Below are 18011 nucleotides of genomic sequence, written 5' to 3' on the forward strand. Positions count from 1 at the left end.
AAAAAGATATGCCTTTATGCTTTTTGTTCATTATCAGTATCCATTCTTCAAACGCTTGATAGTCATTTTGATGTTAGTTAAGCCATTAGCATTTGTAGGCTCCATAGCAGTAATCCTAATGTTGAGCGCTTGTAGTCACTCAGCATCCGAAAAAAGCATTACCCAACTTGATGAGACTCACTCTGAAGATAGTTTTAAATCCCAGAAAAATGAGCCACAACGTAACAAGTCACAAAATAACCCCAGTGACAGGCTCAATATTGTCTCCCCTGACTGGGGTAATGCGGCGACATTGACCGCTATGGGACATGCACCGATTGCGACAGGTGACGTCAGAGTGTGGGATAGATGGGTTGGTAGTCCTAAGCTACCAGCGTCTATAACAGATTTAGGCATTCGCTATCAACCCAATGCTGAGCTAGTCGCGCAGCTACCAGTTGATATGGTCATAGATAACTATTTTTATGAGCATGCTCGTAACCTATATGGCGATGTCCCAGCTGAATCAGTGATGTTTGCAGCGAAAGGCGAGATAGCAACATGGGCTGATTATACCGAACCGACGCGGGAACTTGGCGTACTTATTGATAATACCAAAATGGCTGAAGACTATATCTTACAGAGTAAGAAAGAGATACAGCTTGCCAGTCAGCAGTTCCAGAAGCGTTATCCAAAAGCAAAAAAGTTCGCTGTTGTACAGTTTGCCGATGCCAACAACATGCGTATGTATGTGGATAACAGTCTATTCAAAGTGGCATTAGACAAAATGAATAAAGAACTTGTGGTCTTAGGGGAGGGTAATCAATGGGGATTTGTCCCTATAAGAATGGGAGATTTGGCTCAGTTAGACGACGAGACTTGCTTACTTATCATAGATCCGCTTAGTCCGATAACCAAAGCTGAGATCAAAGACAGTTTGGTGTGGCAGCGTTTAGGTTACGGAGCTGATCGCTGTATGGCGGAGCTACCGCCAGTATGGATTTATGGGGGCATGTCGTCACTAGTCAGTTTGGCACATAACCTGTCGGAAGTTTCACTAAAAGGCGGAGCAACACTATGAGCGCCAATACCACGAATCATATCAATAGTAACATCGATAATAACGTTGACAGTGTTCATGCTATGACATCACCTTCTCAAACGGAAACGGTTGCGAATTCGCCATCACCGCTATCCGCGTCGACCTCATCAAAACACGCATCGCCGCAGCTACCAAATCGACCAAAACCTGATGTGACGTCATCGAGCAATACATCATGGCGACTGTGGGTGACCTTTATTGGACTGATAGCTTTATCAGGATGGAGTGGTTGGGCACTACTAGATCGAGATTGGACGCGTCCAATCAGCGAGCTGTTTTTGCCAAGTTTGCAACTGGATATTGCCAGTATGGCGACACAGCTCCACTTAGTCGCCACCAGTGTGGTTGCGCTCTTAGCAGGTGGGTTACTGGGTGTTGTTAGTATTTTATTACAGCAGCTGGTCAAGAACCCTCTAGCATCAGACACCACGTTAGGTGTGGGAGTGGGTGCACAGTTAGCCATGCTTATCGTCACTCTATTTTTACCCAGTCTGGCGATTTATGGTGGACTTTATGTGGCCTTTGTGGGGGCTGTCATCAGTATGGGCTTGGTATTCGCCCTATCAGCACCTAGTCGATTTAATCCCCTTATTTTGATACTGGCAGGTTTGGTGGTCAATATTTTGCTCGCCGCAGTGGCCAATGTACTGGTATTGTTCTTTGCGGAGCGCAGTAATGGTATGTTGTCGTGGGCTGCTGGGTTTTTGGCTCAAAGCAGCTGGGATACGAGTTATGCGCTGATAACAACGGCTGTCCTAGCGATGTTAGTATGCTTGCCTTTGTTAAAACCGCTGACCCTGATGAGTTTGGATGACTCGCAAGCGAGACGTTTGGGCGTACCTATCAATGGTATTCGAGCTCTGGTGGTACTTGTCGTGGCGGTGGTGACGGCACTGGTTATTAGCGAAGTTGGTTTGATTGGTTTTATTGGGCTTGGCGCCGCAAGTTTGGTCAATGCGCTAGGTATTTCCTCTATTGGTAAGCGTTTGACAACCGCATTTGGACTTGGTGCGTTGCTATTGCTATTGACCAGCAACGTTGCGTTGTTGCTTGAACCGATATTGGATATGCAAATTCCAGCGGGTGCGATGACTGGTATTTTAGGAGCGCCGCTTATTATTTGGCTGATTTTGCGTCAGCGCCGCGCGCGGATAGAGACAGTGACACCTATGACCACTGGCCAAAATACGAGCATTGTATTTTGGCGATGGGGTGCTGGCGTGATCGCTATTATTGTAGCTGCTTGTTTATTTGTGCAAGATATCAACGGTTGGGGTCTCAGTACAGACTGGGCGCTCACGCAGCAATATCGTCTGCCTCGTAGCTTGAGCGCTGCGGCAACAGGGTTGATGCTGGCAGTCGCAGGAGTGTTGCTACAAACTCTAACGCGTAACCCTATGGCCAGCCCTGAGGTGTTGGGTGTCAGTTCAGGTGCCGCACTTGGGGTGATTTTAGGGTTTTTATTATTGCCAAGTTTAGGGCTGTCTGCAGGAGCAGGGACGTTACTGATATCAGGTCTGTCTGGTGCGATGGCGGTGTTGTTGCTGGTTATTTGGTTGGCACGTAGAGTCAGTTCAGGTTATCTATTACTGGTCGGTATCGGCATTGCCGCCATGATGGATGGGGTGATGCATATGGTCAAGCTCTCAGGTGACCCGCGTTTAGAGGCGATGCTCAGCTGGCTATCGGGCACGACCTATAGCGCCCAGCCCAGTACGGTATGGTACCTCATTGGTATCGCGATTATCTTATTGGTACTGAGCGTGTTGATTATCAAGCCCTTGCGTGTCCTTGGCTTAGGTGCAGGAGTCGCTCGAAACTTGGGTGTGGCAGTGACGCCTGTGACGCTATCGCTATTGGTGTTAGTAGCGGCACTTAGCACAGCCAGTACGCTTGCCGTTGGCCCATTGAGCTTTATTGGTTTAATGGTACCTCACTTAGCGACTTCACTGGGCGCTGTGAAGCTTGAAAGGCAGTTACCACTAGCGGCACTGTTAGGGGCAGGTGTTATGGTAATAGCGGATTGGATCGGACGTTATGTTATTTTTCCTTATGAGCTACCTGCAGGTACGGTTGCAGCGATCATCGGTGGTGGTTATTTCTTATGGCTCATTCGTAAGGTGCCAGCCTCAGCCAATAGATAGGTTCTATACATAATAGTGTTGAGTTAGTGAAGGTCAATAATCCGAGAGATAACTGATATAGAGGGAGAGACAGTCAATAAAGGCTGTTATTTAATGGAAATAAAAATGATTATCATTTAGAATATCATTCACAAAGTTAGTACATGCAGTAATATTAGCTAAATATGACTCATACCACTATTTATCTATCAACTCATTGAAATAATCTAAGTGAAACAATCATGAAAAGCCATCATCAAGTCGCTCTATCTGTTCTTACCCTCTGCATTAGCCAACAGTTATATGCTCAAACCAATACCAGTGAAGCGGATACCGTATTAGATACGCAAATTTCGACAGAACTGACGTCAAATTCAGCATCAAATTTATCGTCAGATGAGACACCTAATGTGACTTTAGACACTATCAATGTTACGGCTAAAGCGAGAACAGGTACGGCACTGGCACAAAAAATCAGTGAGATGCCATCAGTCACCCAAGTAATCACCGAAAACGAGATTCAGGTGCAGGCAACAGGTGACCGTACGACTGGTGATATTTTGGCACAGCTGATTCCAAGTCTAGGTGCTAGTAGTGGCTCAACCAGTAATTATGGCACCACTATGCACGGTCGTCCTGTGCAGTTTTTGCTAAATGGTGTACCTCTGAGCAGCTCACGCAGTCTTTCACGCGAGTTAAACAGTATTGATCCTGCGCAGCTTGAGCGAATAGAGGTACTCTCGGGCGCTACCAGTATCTACGGTGCTGGTGCAGCAGGTGGTTTGATTAATCTTGTGACCAAATCTCTCGTAGGTTACGGTCCTATCAGACAGACCAGAGTGGGTGTCAGTAGCAGTCGTGATTTTGAGTCTGACTCATTGGGTTATCATGTGGGGCAGACGTTAGGATATGGCGGTGAGCGGATGTATGGTCGCCTAGACGTCGACTATGATAGCAAAGGCGGCAAATTCGATAGCCATGGCGATCGTATCAGTCCAGATGTGAACCAAACGGATCAACAAGATACTGAATCGCTGAGTGTGAATGGTAGCCTAGGTATAGAGCTAACGGATACCCAACGTCTTGATCTTGCAGCGACTTATTACAAAGATAAGCAAGATACTGACTATGGCCCAGACTACGGTGATGGCTTGGCAGCATTATTTGGTGCCAGCCCGTCTTTAGAAGCCATTGATGGTGCCAATGTGGAAAATGAGCCATATACCGAAAAAAGCTCGATAAATTTAAATTATAGTGATGATGATTTTGTGGGGTCAGGGTCTAGCTTAAGCTTGACGGGTTACTACCGAGATGAAAAAGGCCGTTTTTACCCTTCTGGTAAAACCGCAGGAGACCAAGCGACTGAGGTATGGCAAGCCAATGGGCTAACTAATGAAGACACATTGAAGAAACTGGCAGGTGCTGCAACATTTGTCACTCAGTCAGAAGCTGATATTGACGTAATGGGTTTGCGAGCAGCCATGCAAACCGAAACGGAAATTGTAGGAAAAAAGACACTGTTTAGCTACGGTGCTGATTTCGAGCGCGAAAACAGTGCGCAAACTTACTACGGTCAAGACCTAAATACGTTCCTTGCTAGTAATGGCTTGACCGCCCAAACCAATGGGCTTACTTATAACGGTGGACCAGATACGACCATCGATAAATGGGGCGCTTTTGTCAATGCAGACGTAGATATAACTGAAAAATGGCATACCAGTGCTGGCGTACGTTACCAAAAGCTCAAATCTGAGACTGATACCTTTACGCCCATCTATGAGCAGCTGCTTGAAGAGTATTTTAATAGTTCTGCTATCAGTGCGACAAGCGCAGCTTATGGCATTGACTATCAAGCAGGCGACGTAGAAAAAGGCAGTACCGACCATGACAAAACCTTGTTCAATCTTGGTACCAGCTATCAAATAACCCCAAATGATCAAGTATTTGCCAATTTTTCACAAGGGTTTACGACAGCAGATATACAACGGGCGCTGCGTGATGTGCGTGCAGGCTTTGTGGTCAACTCAGACAACGTACAACCGATTGCGATCAACAACTACGAGTTTGGCTGGCAAGGCAAGCATGGTGATACAGCAGCACGCTTGAGTGGATTCTATAACGAATCAGACAAAGTCGTGCGCTTTACTGATAGCTATACCGTAGAAGTTGTCGATACCGATGAGCGTATCTATGGGGTAGAGGGCTCGCTTAGTCATGATATCAATGATAAGTGGCAAGTGGGCGGTAGTGTCGCCTATACCCGTGGTCAGTATGACAAAGGTGGCGACTGGTTGGAATTGGATGCAGTACGTCTAACCCCGCTCAAAGGTACCGCATTTGCCCAGTACCAGTTTGATGAAGGCAGCAATATTCGCCTGCAAGCATTAGCAATTGGCGGTGATGACAGAGCCTATAAGGATCAACAAAAAGATCCTGACTCTAGTGCATTGCCAGTTACAGGTTACATGACTCTCGATGTATTGGGACAAGTAAAAATGCCAGTCGGCCGAGTAGACTATGGCGTTTATAATTTGCTCAATAAAGACTATCTAACCGTCTATCATCAAACGACCTTTGGTGATTTGAACCGCCTACCTGCCTCAGGTACGACTTATGGTTTGAGCTATACCGTTGATTACTAAACCGTAAGATTGTCCAAGAAGTATCAATATTAAAAACCTTTCGTGCTAATTTTTAGTATGAAAGGTTTTTCAGTATAAAAAATTAAATATTGATAGCGCTTTAATAGGTGTATGTAGCCAGTAAGTATTTACTAGCGCTATATGTTTTTAACCATATCAGGTCAAACACTTGCTAGGTTGATATTTTATGATTGACTTATAGCGTATAGATGATAGTCTAAGCGTTCTTTGGGGAGTAGCCTGTTTTCGTTCTACGAAAGCGTCCGTATCAACATACTTGGCCACATGCCATGGTACGAACACCTCTCGGTTGGCGAGACCATCGATATATCTACACTGCAGGTCGAGGGTGTGGCTATGTCGTGGACTCTATACTCGACCAGAGATACTCAAATGAACCCTATTGCTCTTCTTTTACTTGCTCTTTCTATGTCTACTGATGCCTTTTCTGTGGCAATTGGTAAAGGCGCAAATCTAAAAAATCCTCGTTTTACCGAAGCTCTGAGAATGGGTGTTATCTTTGGCACTATTGAAGCCATTACACCTATCATTGGCTGGCTTATTGGCCGTTCTGCCACCTCTTTTGTAGATGCTGCCTTTATTGAAGCATGGGATCACTGGGTCGCCTTTGTCATTCTTGCGGCTCTCGGTATGCATATGCTGTATGAGGGCTTCAAGCCAAGTAACGAACCAGTAGAAGCACCGCGTAGACATTCGTTCTTCAAACTTGCTATAACGGCATTTGGTACCAGTATCGATGCGATGGCTGTCGGTGTGAGCTTGGCATTTATAGAGGTCAATATTTTACTGGCGGCAGGGCTAATTGGCTTAGCTACCACGGTAATGGTTACGCTGGGCGTGATGTTAGGCAGGGTATTAGGCTCACTAATCGGTCATAAAGCCGAAGTGTTTGGTGGTTTTATGCTGATCGCTATCGGCACGTGGATTTTATTAAGCCATCTTCAATGACCATATCTAATGATGGTACTCAATGACTACATAGAAACTGCCAACTGCAGAAATATGATGATCGTTTATATTAAGGAAGCCTACCTAGCTTGGCAGGTGGGCTTTTTGCACCTAAAACTAACACATCACGCTATAGCTATTGGTAAAAGGCCTGAAAAACTCAGCACCACAAAAATTATTGATGATAAACAGTATGGTCATAATGACGATAAGAATGCCTATACCCCACATAGGTAACGTTAACTTCCAATTCGTCAAGTTCTGGTGACCGCAGTGTTTACAGCGCCAATCAGAGCGCTTTAGTTTGGTATCGCATTTCGGGCACTTGCTATGATTAATAAACAATTTAATCTCCCTTATAGATACATTCTCTTATAAGAGTATATATCCCTGGCACCGAATCAGCAATTGCCTATCAACAATTAGTCGTTGCTAGCGAAGAGGCATGACTCAAGCGTTTGCGCTTACGCTTATACATAGGGTTCGGGTATGCCAACAAAAAACAGCAGACAATAAAAAAGACCTTCAATCTCTTGAAGGTCTTTTTTATTAAAACTTAAATGTGGTGGGCCCAGTAGGACTTGAACCTACGACCAAAGGATTATGAGTCCTCTGCTCTAACCAACTGAGCTATGGGCCCTAACGTTAGACGCACAATGATACCTGAATTTTTTAATTTTTCAAGTAAAAGATAAGAAGTAATCGAGAAATTATTTATAAGTGATGATCTTGATTAAAAACCACTACCAGCCATCGTGAGACTACGACCACCATCGACAGCGATAATCTCGCCAGTGACATAATGTGCTTGTATCAAGTACAGCACACTATGCGCAATATCTTCAGGCTTGCCTATTCTTTGCATAGGGATTGAGTCAATAATCTCTTGTTGCTGTGTGAGATCGAGGGCTTGGTCGCCATTAGGATCAGGTAAGATATTCACACCAGGTGCGACACCATTGACGCGTATATCTGGTGCGAGCTCTAGTGCTAGCGATTGCACCATCATTCGATGGGCAGCCTTTGCCATATTGTAGACTGTATAATTGGCAAACGGTTTATCCTTCGCATGAATATCCAATAAGCTGATAATGCAGCCTTTCTGGTGTTTGAGATAGGGCAGTAGCGTTTGGCTCAATAATAAAGGTGCTTTAGCATTGGTCAAAAACAGCTCATCCCATTGCGCATGATTGATGCCACCAAGTGGACTAGGATAGAATCTTGACGCATTGTGCACCAGTACATCAAGCTGTCCAAAGGCGGACATGACACTTTGGACAAATTGGTTCAATGCCGTGTCATCATTGACTACTGCCAGATCAGCAACGATAACGAAGGCACTATTATCACGCATATCGTTGAGTTGAGCTGCTAAACGGTTCGCTGCTGTCTCGCTACGATGACAATGAATAATGACGCAGTAGCCTTGGCTGTGTGCTGCTCTAATAATCGCTGCACCAATACGCTTGGCGCTACCCGTTACCAGCATGACAGGTGCTTGAGTACTCATGCTTGTTCGCTGAAATGCATTAGGTTCTTTGTTCATAATGAGAATACTGTTTTGAGTGCGTTCTAATATTAGCCGTGTGCCTGTAAGTGATCAATCCTACTTTGGCGTAAGGCTGCCCCAATAGCGGGGCCTTTAAGATCTGAGGCAATGTCAGTCATACCGATAGCATGAAAGCTATTTAGCGCTAGCATCATTTGACGATGTTGTATGGCCAGTTGTAAGACATGACTACACACAAGTAATTGCGATAGTTTATCTGGCTCCTTGTGAGCGCCGCATGTTTGCAATAGGTCAATCTTGTCAGCAGCGCTTAGACTGCTTATTGCGCGTAGTTTGTTGGCGTGCTGCGCAAATAGGGTAGCGAACTGAGTATGTGTTTTGGGTACTTTGGCTGTGTTACCGATACTATTAATGCTTTTTGTAGCAGTTGATACGTTAAAGTCAGATTCAGAGTTTTCGCTCTTAAATAGTGAAGGGGCAAGACTTATCATCAATAGCGTCCAACGCTGTGATAAGTTTAAGCGCATTTGACCTGCAAAATACAAGGCAGTCTGAACCGTCTCTCGTATACAAGTGTCTTCCCAAGCATCATGTAGTGGGGCAAAATGCTCTATGAGTCCGCTAATATCAAACAACTGCTGCCAGTATACTTGCGGTGATAGTTGCATGGTGGCGCGACTCGATTCTTGCCAAATGCGTTCTGCACTCAAGTGAGCAAGCTCTCCTGAACTCACTAAGTGATGCATCAGCGTTAAAGTATCATCCGCGATAATAAACCCTAAATCGTAATAACGTCCATAGAATCGAGCCGTTCTTAATACTCGTAATGGATCTTCGCCAAAAGCACTGGACACGTGACGTAAGGTTTTATTGTCTAAGTCTTCCAATCCACCATAGTAATCGATGACGTTGCCGCTGATAGGGGTGTCATCCGTGAGACTAGTGACCTCGATAGCCATGGCATTGATGGTTAGGTCACGACGTTGCAGGTCTTCTTTTAAGGTGACATCGGGACTGGCATGTACGCTAAAGCCTTTGTAGCCTGAGCCTTGTTTGCGCTCCGTGCGGGCTAGCGCATATTCCTCATGACTGCGAGGGTGCAAAAAAACAGGGAAGTCAGCACCTACTTGCTGAAATCCAGCATCAAGCATCTCTGCGGCAGTAGCGCCAACAACAACGAAGTCTTTATCTTTGATGGGACGTTTTAGCAGTTGATCACGTACCGCACCGCCGACAAGGTAGATTTGCATAAAAGCCTCTTTGTATTGCACTGTAAATCATCAGTTCAATAGCGAACCATAATAAAACCAGTCAATGCTATGAACGAGCACTGACTGGTTTTATTATAACAAAAGAGCCCTGCCAATAAATGACAGAGCCCTTTCTAATAATGTATTTGTACTAAGTGCAATGTATGGTAACTAAGTACAGTATACGACTATTTTTCGTTTTCTAGATCTTGCGCTTCAGTCACAGTCAATGCAGTCATGTTGACGATGCCACGTGCAGTAGCTGATGGCGTCAAAATATGTACTGGCTTATTCGTACCTAATAGAATAGGACCAATAGACGCACTGCCTGTTGCTGTTTTAAGTAGATTAAAGGCAATATTTGAGGCATCAAGGGTTGGCAAAATAAGTAAGTTTGCAGCACCTTTTAATGGGCTTGATGGCATATCGTTCAGACGGATATTCTCATTTAACGCTGAATCACCTTGCATCTCGCCTTCAAATTCAAAGTCTACATTCATGTCAGTCAGCAGCTCATGAACCTTACGCATTTTGACAGCGCTGGTGCGGTTTGAGGCACCAAAGTTAGAATGAGACACTAGCGCAACGCGTGGCGTGATACCGAAGCGGCGTAACTGATCTGCTGCCAATACCGTCATTTCAGCCAACTGCTCAGCGGTTGGGTCTTCATGCACATAGGTGTCAGCAATAAAGATATTACGATCTTGCATCAATACCGCATTCATCGCATAGAAATCATTCACGCCCTCTTTTTTACCAATGACGTTTTTGACATATTCTAAATGCATTTGATAATCGCTGAATGTACCACATACCATCCCATCAGCGTCGCCATTATCAACCAGCAAAGAGCCGATCAGAGTGGTTTTACGGCGTACATCACGACGGGCAAGCTCGATACTCACACCGCGACGTTTGTTCTTCTCGTAGTAGCCCTGCCAGTAGTCTTTGTAACGTGGATCATCATCTTGATTAACGATAGTGATATTTACACCATCTTTTAGACGTAGACCAAGTTTTTCGATATTGGCTGAAATGACCGCTGGACGACCAACCAAGATAGGTTGAGCCAGTCCTTCATCGACAACGACCTGTACGGCTAATAGGATGTTGTTGTCTTCACCTTCACAGTACACGATACGTTTTGGCGCAGATTTAGCACGCGCAAAGATAGGCTTCATCACAAACGCTGAGTTGTAAACAAACTCAGACAGACGCTGGCGATAGGCTTTCATATCTTCGATAGGCAGTGTCGCGACCCCTGAATCCATCGCTGCTTTGGCAACAGCAGAGGCGATTTCAATGATTAAGTTTGGCTCTAGAGGTCCTGGGATCAGGTATTCGCGACCAAAGCTTTTCATGGTCTCGATATTTCTGACGTTGGTGGTTGGTGTTGCCTCAACGTGTGCCATCGCAGCAATTGCTTTTACACAGGCTACTTTCATCTCTTCGTTGACGGTAGTTGCACCAACATCCAATGCACCGCGGAAGATGTATGGGAAGCACAACGCGTTGTTTACTTGGTTTGGATAATCTGAGCGACCGGTCGCCATGATCACGTCTGGACGCACAGCGTGCGCTAGCTCAGGCATGATTTCAGGTGTTGGGTTAGCAAGTGCAAAGACGATAGGGTCTTTTGCCATACGGCGAACCATATCTTCTGATAACGTACCTGGCATGGATAGTCCAAGGAACATATCAACATCGTCCATGACTTCTTCGATAGCAGTAGCTGTCGTGTCACGAGCGTAGCGTTGCTTGGTTTCGTCAAGGTTTTCACGGCTAGTACTAATAATACCGCGAGAATCTGACACCAAGATATTGTTTTTATTAACGCCAAGCGCACAAATGATATCTAAACAAGAAATAGCAGCAGCACCTGCGCCTGAACAGACGACTTTGATGTCTTCGATTTTTTTGCCAGTGATTAGCAAAGCGTTCAGCATTGCTGCGGCAACAATAATTGAAGTACCATGTTGGTCATCATGGAACACAGGAATGTTCATGCGTTCACGTAGTACACGCTCAATTTTGAAGCATTCTGGCGCTTTGATGTCTTCTAAGTTGATACCACCAAACGTAGGCTCAAGCGAGGCAACCGCTTCAATAAACTTGTCTGGATCGTTTTGATCGATTTCAATATCAAAAACATCGATACCTGCGAATTTTTTGAATAAAACGCCTTTACCTTCCATAACTGGTTTTGATGCCAATGGACCGATATTACCCAAACCGAGTACAGCAGTACCATTAGTAATGACACCAACTAAGTTGTTACGCGCCGTATATTTAGAGGCAAGCTTTGGATCTTTTTGGATTTCAAGACACGGTACAGCGACACCTGGAGAGTAGGCAAGTGCTAAATCGCGTTGGTTAGCTAACTGCTTAGTAGGGGTTACTGATATTTTACCTGGGCGTGGAAACTCATGGTAATGTAAGGCAGCTTGTTCAAACTGCTCTTTTTCTGTACTGAGGTTATCCGTATTCGAAGTGGTATCGTCATTCATAATAATTGCCATGGTTGGAATAAATTGGAATAAATTAAATGGTGATGAACATAACGTCTAACCCTCAAAAATTACTATAAGATAATAATTAGAGGGTACAAAGACATTAGACGACTAGCGACCATAGGCATCATGATCGGTGATCAAAGATCAAGTCAAAAAAGCAATCTAGCAAAAATAGTCATTCTAGCACTATTGGTAATTCACTGCCTAGTCAACAGCGGTGAATTGTGTGAATAATATAATAAAATGATATTCGTTATTTAGCTGGTTGATAATGCCAAAAAATACAGTGTAATATCAACCATAATTTTATAATGTTTCAAAATATTACAGTATATGTATCCACTAAGATGAACAACTGATAGGCATCTGCGGCGTGTCAGGCGCAGGTGCATTAGTATCTAAATCGGACGCAATATCCTGAACGTCATAAGGATTGCTTAATAAGCGGAAGACTCGATCGACTTCTTCAAATTGCCCTTGTTCTGCGGCAGTAATAGCCCGCTGCGCCATGCTGTTGCGCAGTACGTACACTGGGTTATTGGTCTCCATATCGTTGATGGCTTGCTCAACTGGTAGCTGCTCGATATGTGCCAGATAACGCATCGACCAGTCCTGCCAGACCTGCTGCGCATCAGCGCTCAATTCAGTGGTCATTTTAGCCAGTAGGTCTTGCTCATATGGATGATCATTTGGTGCAATTAGACCGAGTAGAGCGCGAAAGCTATTGGTATAGTCGAGTAAGTTATCTTCTAGTAGTGTTAACCATTCAAAAGCCAAACCTAGGCTTTCGCGTTGGTGTGGTAACCCAAGCTTGCGGCACAGGCCTTGTTGGTAATGCTGCATAAAGGTTGATTCGTAAGGACCTAGGCAGTCAGCAAGCGTCTCACGAGTCACCCCCTCTAAGCGCATAAAGTGTGGCAGCCAAACGTTTAGGTTCCAATGTCCGATAGCAGGCTGGTTCTGGTAGGCGTAGCGACCCGTGTGATCAGAGTGATTGTTGATCCAAGCTGGATTAAAGCGCTCCATAAACCCAAAAGGCCCAAAATCCAAAGTGCTACCCGTAATAGACAAGTTGTCTGTATTCATCACGCCATGCGCAAAGCCAATCAGTTGCCAGTCAGCAATCATACGTGCCGTACGCTCAACGACTGCGGTCAAAAACGCCAGTACAGGCGTCTCGCTATCCCGGCACTCTGGATAGTAAGTATCAATCATATAGTCCGTAAATTCACCGAGTAAGTCAGGCGCAAAGCTTGCAATCCATTCAACATGACCAAGACGGATATGGCTATCAGCGACACGCATCAACGCGGCGCCTGCTTCGATACGCTCGCGGCGTACTCGTGTATCAGAGACCACAAAACCCAGAGCATTAGAAGAAGGAATACCAATCTGGGTCAATGCATGACCACACAAATATTCTCGAATCGTACTACGCAGTACTGCACGTCCATCTCCCATGCGCGAGTAGGGAGTCAGTCCTGCTCCTTTGAGGTGTAAGTCTTGTGGTTGTCCGTCATTATCCAGAACCTGAGCCATTAGTAAACCGCGCCCATCACCTAATTGTCCTGCCCATTGCCCAAACTGATGGCCTGCATAGGCCATGGCTAATGGTTTAAAATCAGCTGGCACGTATTGACCACCTAAAATATCCACCCAGTGAGTCATCAGCTCGTCATTCTCTGCCCAGCCTAATTGCTGTGCCACTTGTGCATTGAAGTGTCCAGCACGTGGGTTGTCGAGTGGTGTCGGCGGCTGCTCATGATAAAGGCGAGTGTCGAGGTTGGCATAGGTATTTTGATAATGCATACAGGCCGTTTCCATTAAAATATAAAAGTGAGAGTTTCACTATAACATAGCTCTTATATGTCATCATTGCACTCTGTCCACCTCTTGTAATCTCTGCCCTAAAAACTAACCTTATTTAGCATTCTTAGTCTATACAGTACTTAGCTAGCAGGATAGAGCGGTTGCACTTAATCACCTTATTGCATTCTGTCATCTATGCTCTTGGGAGCGCATTGAATAAAAAGTATAAATCACAGACAAAAAAATCCCCCTAGCTATGAAGATAGGGGGAAGGAGAAACCGTACCATTACTAATAATCAGTCAGTACCAGTTTAGCCAATCAATCACTTGGTGATTGATTGGCTAAACTTTAAGCGGCCTTTTGACTAACACCAATAGAACGAAATGCGGTTTTGAGGTTGCTATTATGTTCAAGAATTTTTTGCTCAATCTTAGCATAATCATGCTTCAATTTATCATCAGCTTCGTGCAAGCGGTCAGCGAATTCTGTCTTTTTAAGCTCGATTGTTTTGGCTTTTAGCGCTTGCCATTCTTCAACGGTTTGCGTGAAAGCATCGTATTCAAACTTAATGCGATCTTGGAAGCTCTTCATCGCATGAGGCAGATCAATACCGCTTACGGTTGCTGTCTCAATTTGCTGCTGCGCCGTTTTGAACTGCATTTGAACTTCAGCATGCTTGATCGTCGTGTCATCCACGGTACGAAGATCAGAAGTCAGACCAATCTTTGACAAACCAGCAATCAACCATTTGGTTGGATCATACTGCCACCATTTCACGCCATTACGATAGTCGTATTGGAAGAAGTGATGATAGTTGTGATAACCCTCACCCCACGTAAAGATAGCCAAGAAGAAATTGTCACGAGCCGTATTAGTATCGGTATAAGGACGAGTACCCAGCATATGGCATAACGAGTTAATAAAGAACGTAAAGTGATGCGTCAGTACTAAGCGTAGTAAGCCTGCGATGACCAATGTGCCCCAGACATCACCCAGTAGCCAACCAACAGCGGCAACCATGCCGACGTTCATAGCCACGACCCACAGACCATAGTATTTATGCTGAATCTGTAGGACTCTATCTTTGGTCAAGTCAGGAATGTTTTTGTAATCAAATTTGCCGCTAGGGTAGTTACGCAGCATCCAGCCAATATGACTGAACCAAAATCCGCGCTTTGCTGAATACGGATCATCCAAGCGATCATCAACATGACGATGGTGGACACGGTGACCTGAGACCCAGTCAAACGCAGAGCCCTGTACTGCTAAAGTAGAACCTAGCAATAAAAAGTTTCTGACAATTGGATGCGCTTTGTAAGCACGGTGCGCAAGCAAACGATGGTAACCCGCTGTGATACTCATGCCAGTCCATACCATAAAGGCACCAAACACACCCCATACAGGTGCACTCACGTCATGAGTAAATAAGTACCATGGCGTAATGATAGCAGCGGCAATGGGTGTCGCTACCAAAATAGTCGCCGGAATCCAATTGATCGGCGCTTTTGTAAACTCAAACTCGCGCATATCGATGCTTTGCTCTTTTGTCATAGCATCAGTTTGCTCAGAATCTTTAGCATAATTGCGCTTTGCAACAGGCTGCTCATCCAAAGCCATTTGCGCTTTTTTCTCATCGAAACGAGTTTTAAAACGCGTTACTTGAGTGCTGGCAGTCTTTACAAGCGTATCACCAGATTTGATAGCGAAACGTAAGCCTTTAAGCGGTAAGCCAAGTGCTTTTTTTGCAATCATATAATATCCCTAACGGTATTAATTTAAGTCCCCATAGTACCTGAAAAAACAGATAAAGTGAACACTTATACACTATAAAAATATTGCTAAATAACAATAGCTTGTATGAATTATAGACGGTATTGTCCAAAAATGAGAGTGACTTATCAGGCATGAAGGAGAAGTGTAACTAACACGCAAGATATGTATTGGTTGTATAGATTATTAAAAACTACCAATGAAGGTTTAGAAATAATAAACAGACCGTTTAAGGCAGCAATAGATGACTAGGAAAGTCAGTGATAATAACATCGGTATCCCATTTTATGAGCTGCTCGATAGTATTGATGTCATTAACTGTCCAAGCGCTTACAGGCAGACCATAGCGATGGCTGTGCTTGATAATGGCGTGGGTCAAGAGCGGGTAGTAAACCCCCAGTTGAATACAGCCAAGTTGTAACGCGGTATTGGTCGCTCTTGCTAAGGCCTCTGGGGTGCGAATAAGGAGCCCTCGCGGCACATGAGACAATAACTTATGACGTTGTAACCGATTATGCAGCTCCATATCAAAGCTCGTTAGCACGATAGGTAAGTTTGCAAAGGTAGTATTAATAAGCTCTCGCGCCAGTGCTTCAACCAATACTGCATAGTTGGTTCGGTTATGAGTTTTAATTTCAAGCTCAATCACACTAAACCCGCTAAGCACCGGTGCAATATTCGCCAAAGTCATGATGGGCTGACCAAACTGCAATCGGCATTGAATCTCTGTTAGTCCAAGCTGATCCACACGTGACTGTTGACCGCACATTCGTTCCAAATCATCGTCATGAAACACAATTAAGTGACCATCAGCGTTCAGTTGTATATCAAACTCAACTCCTGCTAGGCCCTTTGTTTTCAGATTTTGAGAGTACTCAAAACCTGAAAACGTGTTTTCTAGGCTCTCACCACGTGCACCGCGATGACCTAATAGACGGGTATTTTTAAAATTTACCATATCAATTGACTACTGGTGGATCTTACGAGTCATCATATATCGTCATAGTAGCAGCGTCTAACAAAATCTTTGATATGACCAATACTGGTTGCATCTATTATCTGTAGCGAAAAACAACGTTGGCATTTGTTATGTTTTTGCAACAAAACACAGGTTTTACACACAATGAGGGGCGCTATTTGTATGTCCATGGGCTACACTAATGACCATTTCAACCAAACACCGTATAATGATGTGGTTTTCAACGCGACAACGTGATTGGTCTACATGATTGGTCTATAAAATCACGCTGTCGTTTGAGTGTTAAACACTGTCCATCAGTGGCGGTAAGAACCAGTAAATTGGGAGTAAAGTAACTATGAGCGTAGCAAATGTAAGTTTGAGCAAGTGGCATAAAGTAGCTGGAATTGGGTTGGTATGTAGTTTGGCGCTTGCCGGTTGTGATCGCTCAGAGGTGGAAGAGACTGACGATGCAGCAGAGATGACGGAACAAGAGCCAACGGCCACCGATGCTGCAGTTGCTCCTGCAGTCAGTTGTGATGACCCAATGGTACAAGATCGCCTCAAAACTGCGCTCAGAAATACGCTCAATCAACAGGCGCAAGCGTTGGCTACCAACTATGCCAACGACGCTGAGGTCAGTTTAGCAAGCGGTGTTGTCAGTGATAAGACCAATGGTATCGTCATCGATGTGCAGAACGCAGCTATCTTGCAACAAGCCAACGATAATGGCATGACAACTTGCCAAGCAAGTGTCAGCATGACGCTGCCAAGCGAAGATTTGTACCAAGCCAGTCAGATACAAGCAGCCAATAATCAGCCAAGCCTACAGTCACGCTTAGCGCAAGATAATATTCGTATCAATAATAATATGCTCGTCGATGACGCCTTTACGTATGTCGTCGGTACACAAGGCGGGCAAGTCCGCACTCGTATCGCTGGACAGCCTGCGTTACTGACGGTCGTTGCAGATGTCATGGCAGGGTCTGTATTAAAAACCGCTATGGACGAGCAACGTGCCCAGCGCGCCGCTGAACGTCCTGCACCTGCACAGAACACGCAGCCAGCACCAGCTCGTCAGCAGCCAAGAACAGTAACACCCGTTGAGCCAATTCGCCCGACTCAGCCTGCCACGCCGCCGACCATTAACAAACCTGCTAGCAGCCAAAACAACTCAGCAGAGAATAATCAGCCTTCCGCTCCTACTGAGACGAGCAAACCAGTAACGCCAACGACGCCAAAAGTAGTGCCTAAAGATGAAACTATCGACATGGTCATTATTGAAGACGAGAGCGCTACGTATTAATCAGTTTGCTTTATGTCTAATTTTATCAGCAGCTTACAACAGGTGGTTAATAACTATCGTTGAGTAAAAAACCCCGCA

At 44.9% G+C, this 18011-nt stretch carries 12 protein-coding genes, 1 tRNA gene and 1 riboswitch; of the genes, 6 read left to right on the forward strand and 7 right to left on the reverse strand.

Features of this window, described 5'->3' with window-relative positions; genetic code table 11:
- Positions 1–16 precede the first annotated feature (16 nt).
- From NJD71_RS08285 to NJD71_RS08305, 5 genes are all read left to right on the forward strand, one after another.
- A complete protein-coding gene (locus NJD71_RS08285) occupies positions 17–1060 on the forward strand; it encodes an ABC transporter substrate-binding protein (RefSeq protein WP_319051500.1) in 1044 nt (347 codons plus the stop codon).
- On the forward strand, positions 1057–3225 hold the full coding sequence (fhuB, locus tag NJD71_RS08290; RefSeq protein ID WP_319051501.1) for a Fe(3+)-hydroxamate ABC transporter permease FhuB: 2169 nt from the start codon (positions 1057–1059) through the stop codon (positions 3223–3225). The genes NJD71_RS08285 and fhuB overlap by 4 nt, the downstream gene beginning before the upstream one ends.
- A gap of 221 nt (positions 3226–3446) precedes the next feature.
- Entirely contained in the window at positions 3447–5846 is a 2400-nt protein-coding gene (locus NJD71_RS08295) for a TonB-dependent receptor (protein ID WP_319051502.1), read from the forward strand.
- A 218-nt stretch (positions 5847–6064) separates the two neighbouring features.
- A riboswitch (yybP-ykoY riboswitch) is annotated at positions 6065–6233 on the forward strand.
- On the forward strand, positions 6204–6815 hold the full coding sequence (locus NJD71_RS08300) for a manganese efflux pump MntP (protein ID WP_319051503.1): 612 nt from the start codon (positions 6204–6206) through the stop codon (positions 6813–6815). (Overlaps the previous riboswitch by 30 nt.)
- Positions 6816–6824: 9 nt before the next feature.
- Positions 6825–7052 carry a hypothetical protein gene (locus tag NJD71_RS08305; protein ID WP_319051504.1) on the forward strand — a complete coding sequence of 76 codons (228 nt, stop codon included), beginning with the start codon at positions 6825–6827 and terminating at the stop codon, positions 7050–7052.
- Positions 7053–7378: 326 nt separating this feature from the next.
- Here NJD71_RS08305 and NJD71_RS08310 read toward each other — a convergent pair.
- The 7 genes from NJD71_RS08310 to NJD71_RS08340 form a co-directional block, all read right to left on the reverse strand.
- A tRNA-Ile gene (locus NJD71_RS08310) sits at positions 7379–7455 on the reverse strand.
- A 93-nt stretch (positions 7456–7548) separates the two neighbouring features.
- Positions 7549–8325, reverse strand: a complete 777-nt coding sequence (locus tag NJD71_RS08315) for a pteridine reductase (protein ID WP_319051505.1) — start codon at positions 8323–8325, stop codon at positions 7549–7551.
- Between the two features lie 68 nt (positions 8326–8393).
- Entirely contained in the window at positions 8394–9575 is a 1182-nt protein-coding gene (locus NJD71_RS08320) for a tRNA nucleotidyltransferase (RefSeq protein WP_319051506.1), read from the reverse strand.
- Positions 9576–9763: 188 nt separating this feature from the next.
- Positions 9764–12082 carry an NADP-dependent malic enzyme gene (locus NJD71_RS08325; RefSeq protein ID WP_319051507.1) on the reverse strand — a complete coding sequence of 773 codons (2319 nt, stop codon included), beginning with the start codon at positions 12080–12082 and terminating at the stop codon, positions 9764–9766.
- Positions 12083–12430: 348 nt separating this feature from the next.
- Positions 12431–13897 (reverse strand): protein adenylyltransferase SelO, encoded by a 1467-nt coding sequence (locus tag NJD71_RS08330; protein WP_319051508.1) that lies wholly within the window; start codon positions 13895–13897, stop codon positions 12431–12433.
- Positions 13898–14247: 350 nt separating this feature from the next.
- On the reverse strand, positions 14248–15426 hold the full coding sequence (locus NJD71_RS08335; protein WP_319051571.1) for an acyl-CoA desaturase: 1179 nt from the start codon (positions 15424–15426) through the stop codon (positions 14248–14250).
- A 472-nt stretch (positions 15427–15898) separates the two neighbouring features.
- Positions 15899–16627: a glycerophosphodiester phosphodiesterase gene (locus NJD71_RS08340; RefSeq protein WP_319051509.1), complete on the reverse strand. Its 729-nt coding sequence runs from the start codon at positions 16625–16627 to the stop codon at positions 15899–15901.
- Between the two features lie 358 nt (positions 16628–16985).
- Here NJD71_RS08340 and NJD71_RS08345 point away from each other — a divergent pair, with 358 nt between their 5' ends.
- Positions 16986–17933 (forward strand): hypothetical protein, encoded by a 948-nt coding sequence (locus tag NJD71_RS08345; RefSeq protein WP_319051510.1) that lies wholly within the window; start codon positions 16986–16988, stop codon positions 17931–17933.
- The last annotated feature ends 78 nt before the right edge of the window (positions 17934–18011 follow it).

It is taken from the genome of Psychrobacter sp. PP-21, assembly GCF_033790785.1.
GTDB lineage: Bacteria > Pseudomonadota > Gammaproteobacteria > Pseudomonadales > Moraxellaceae > Psychrobacter.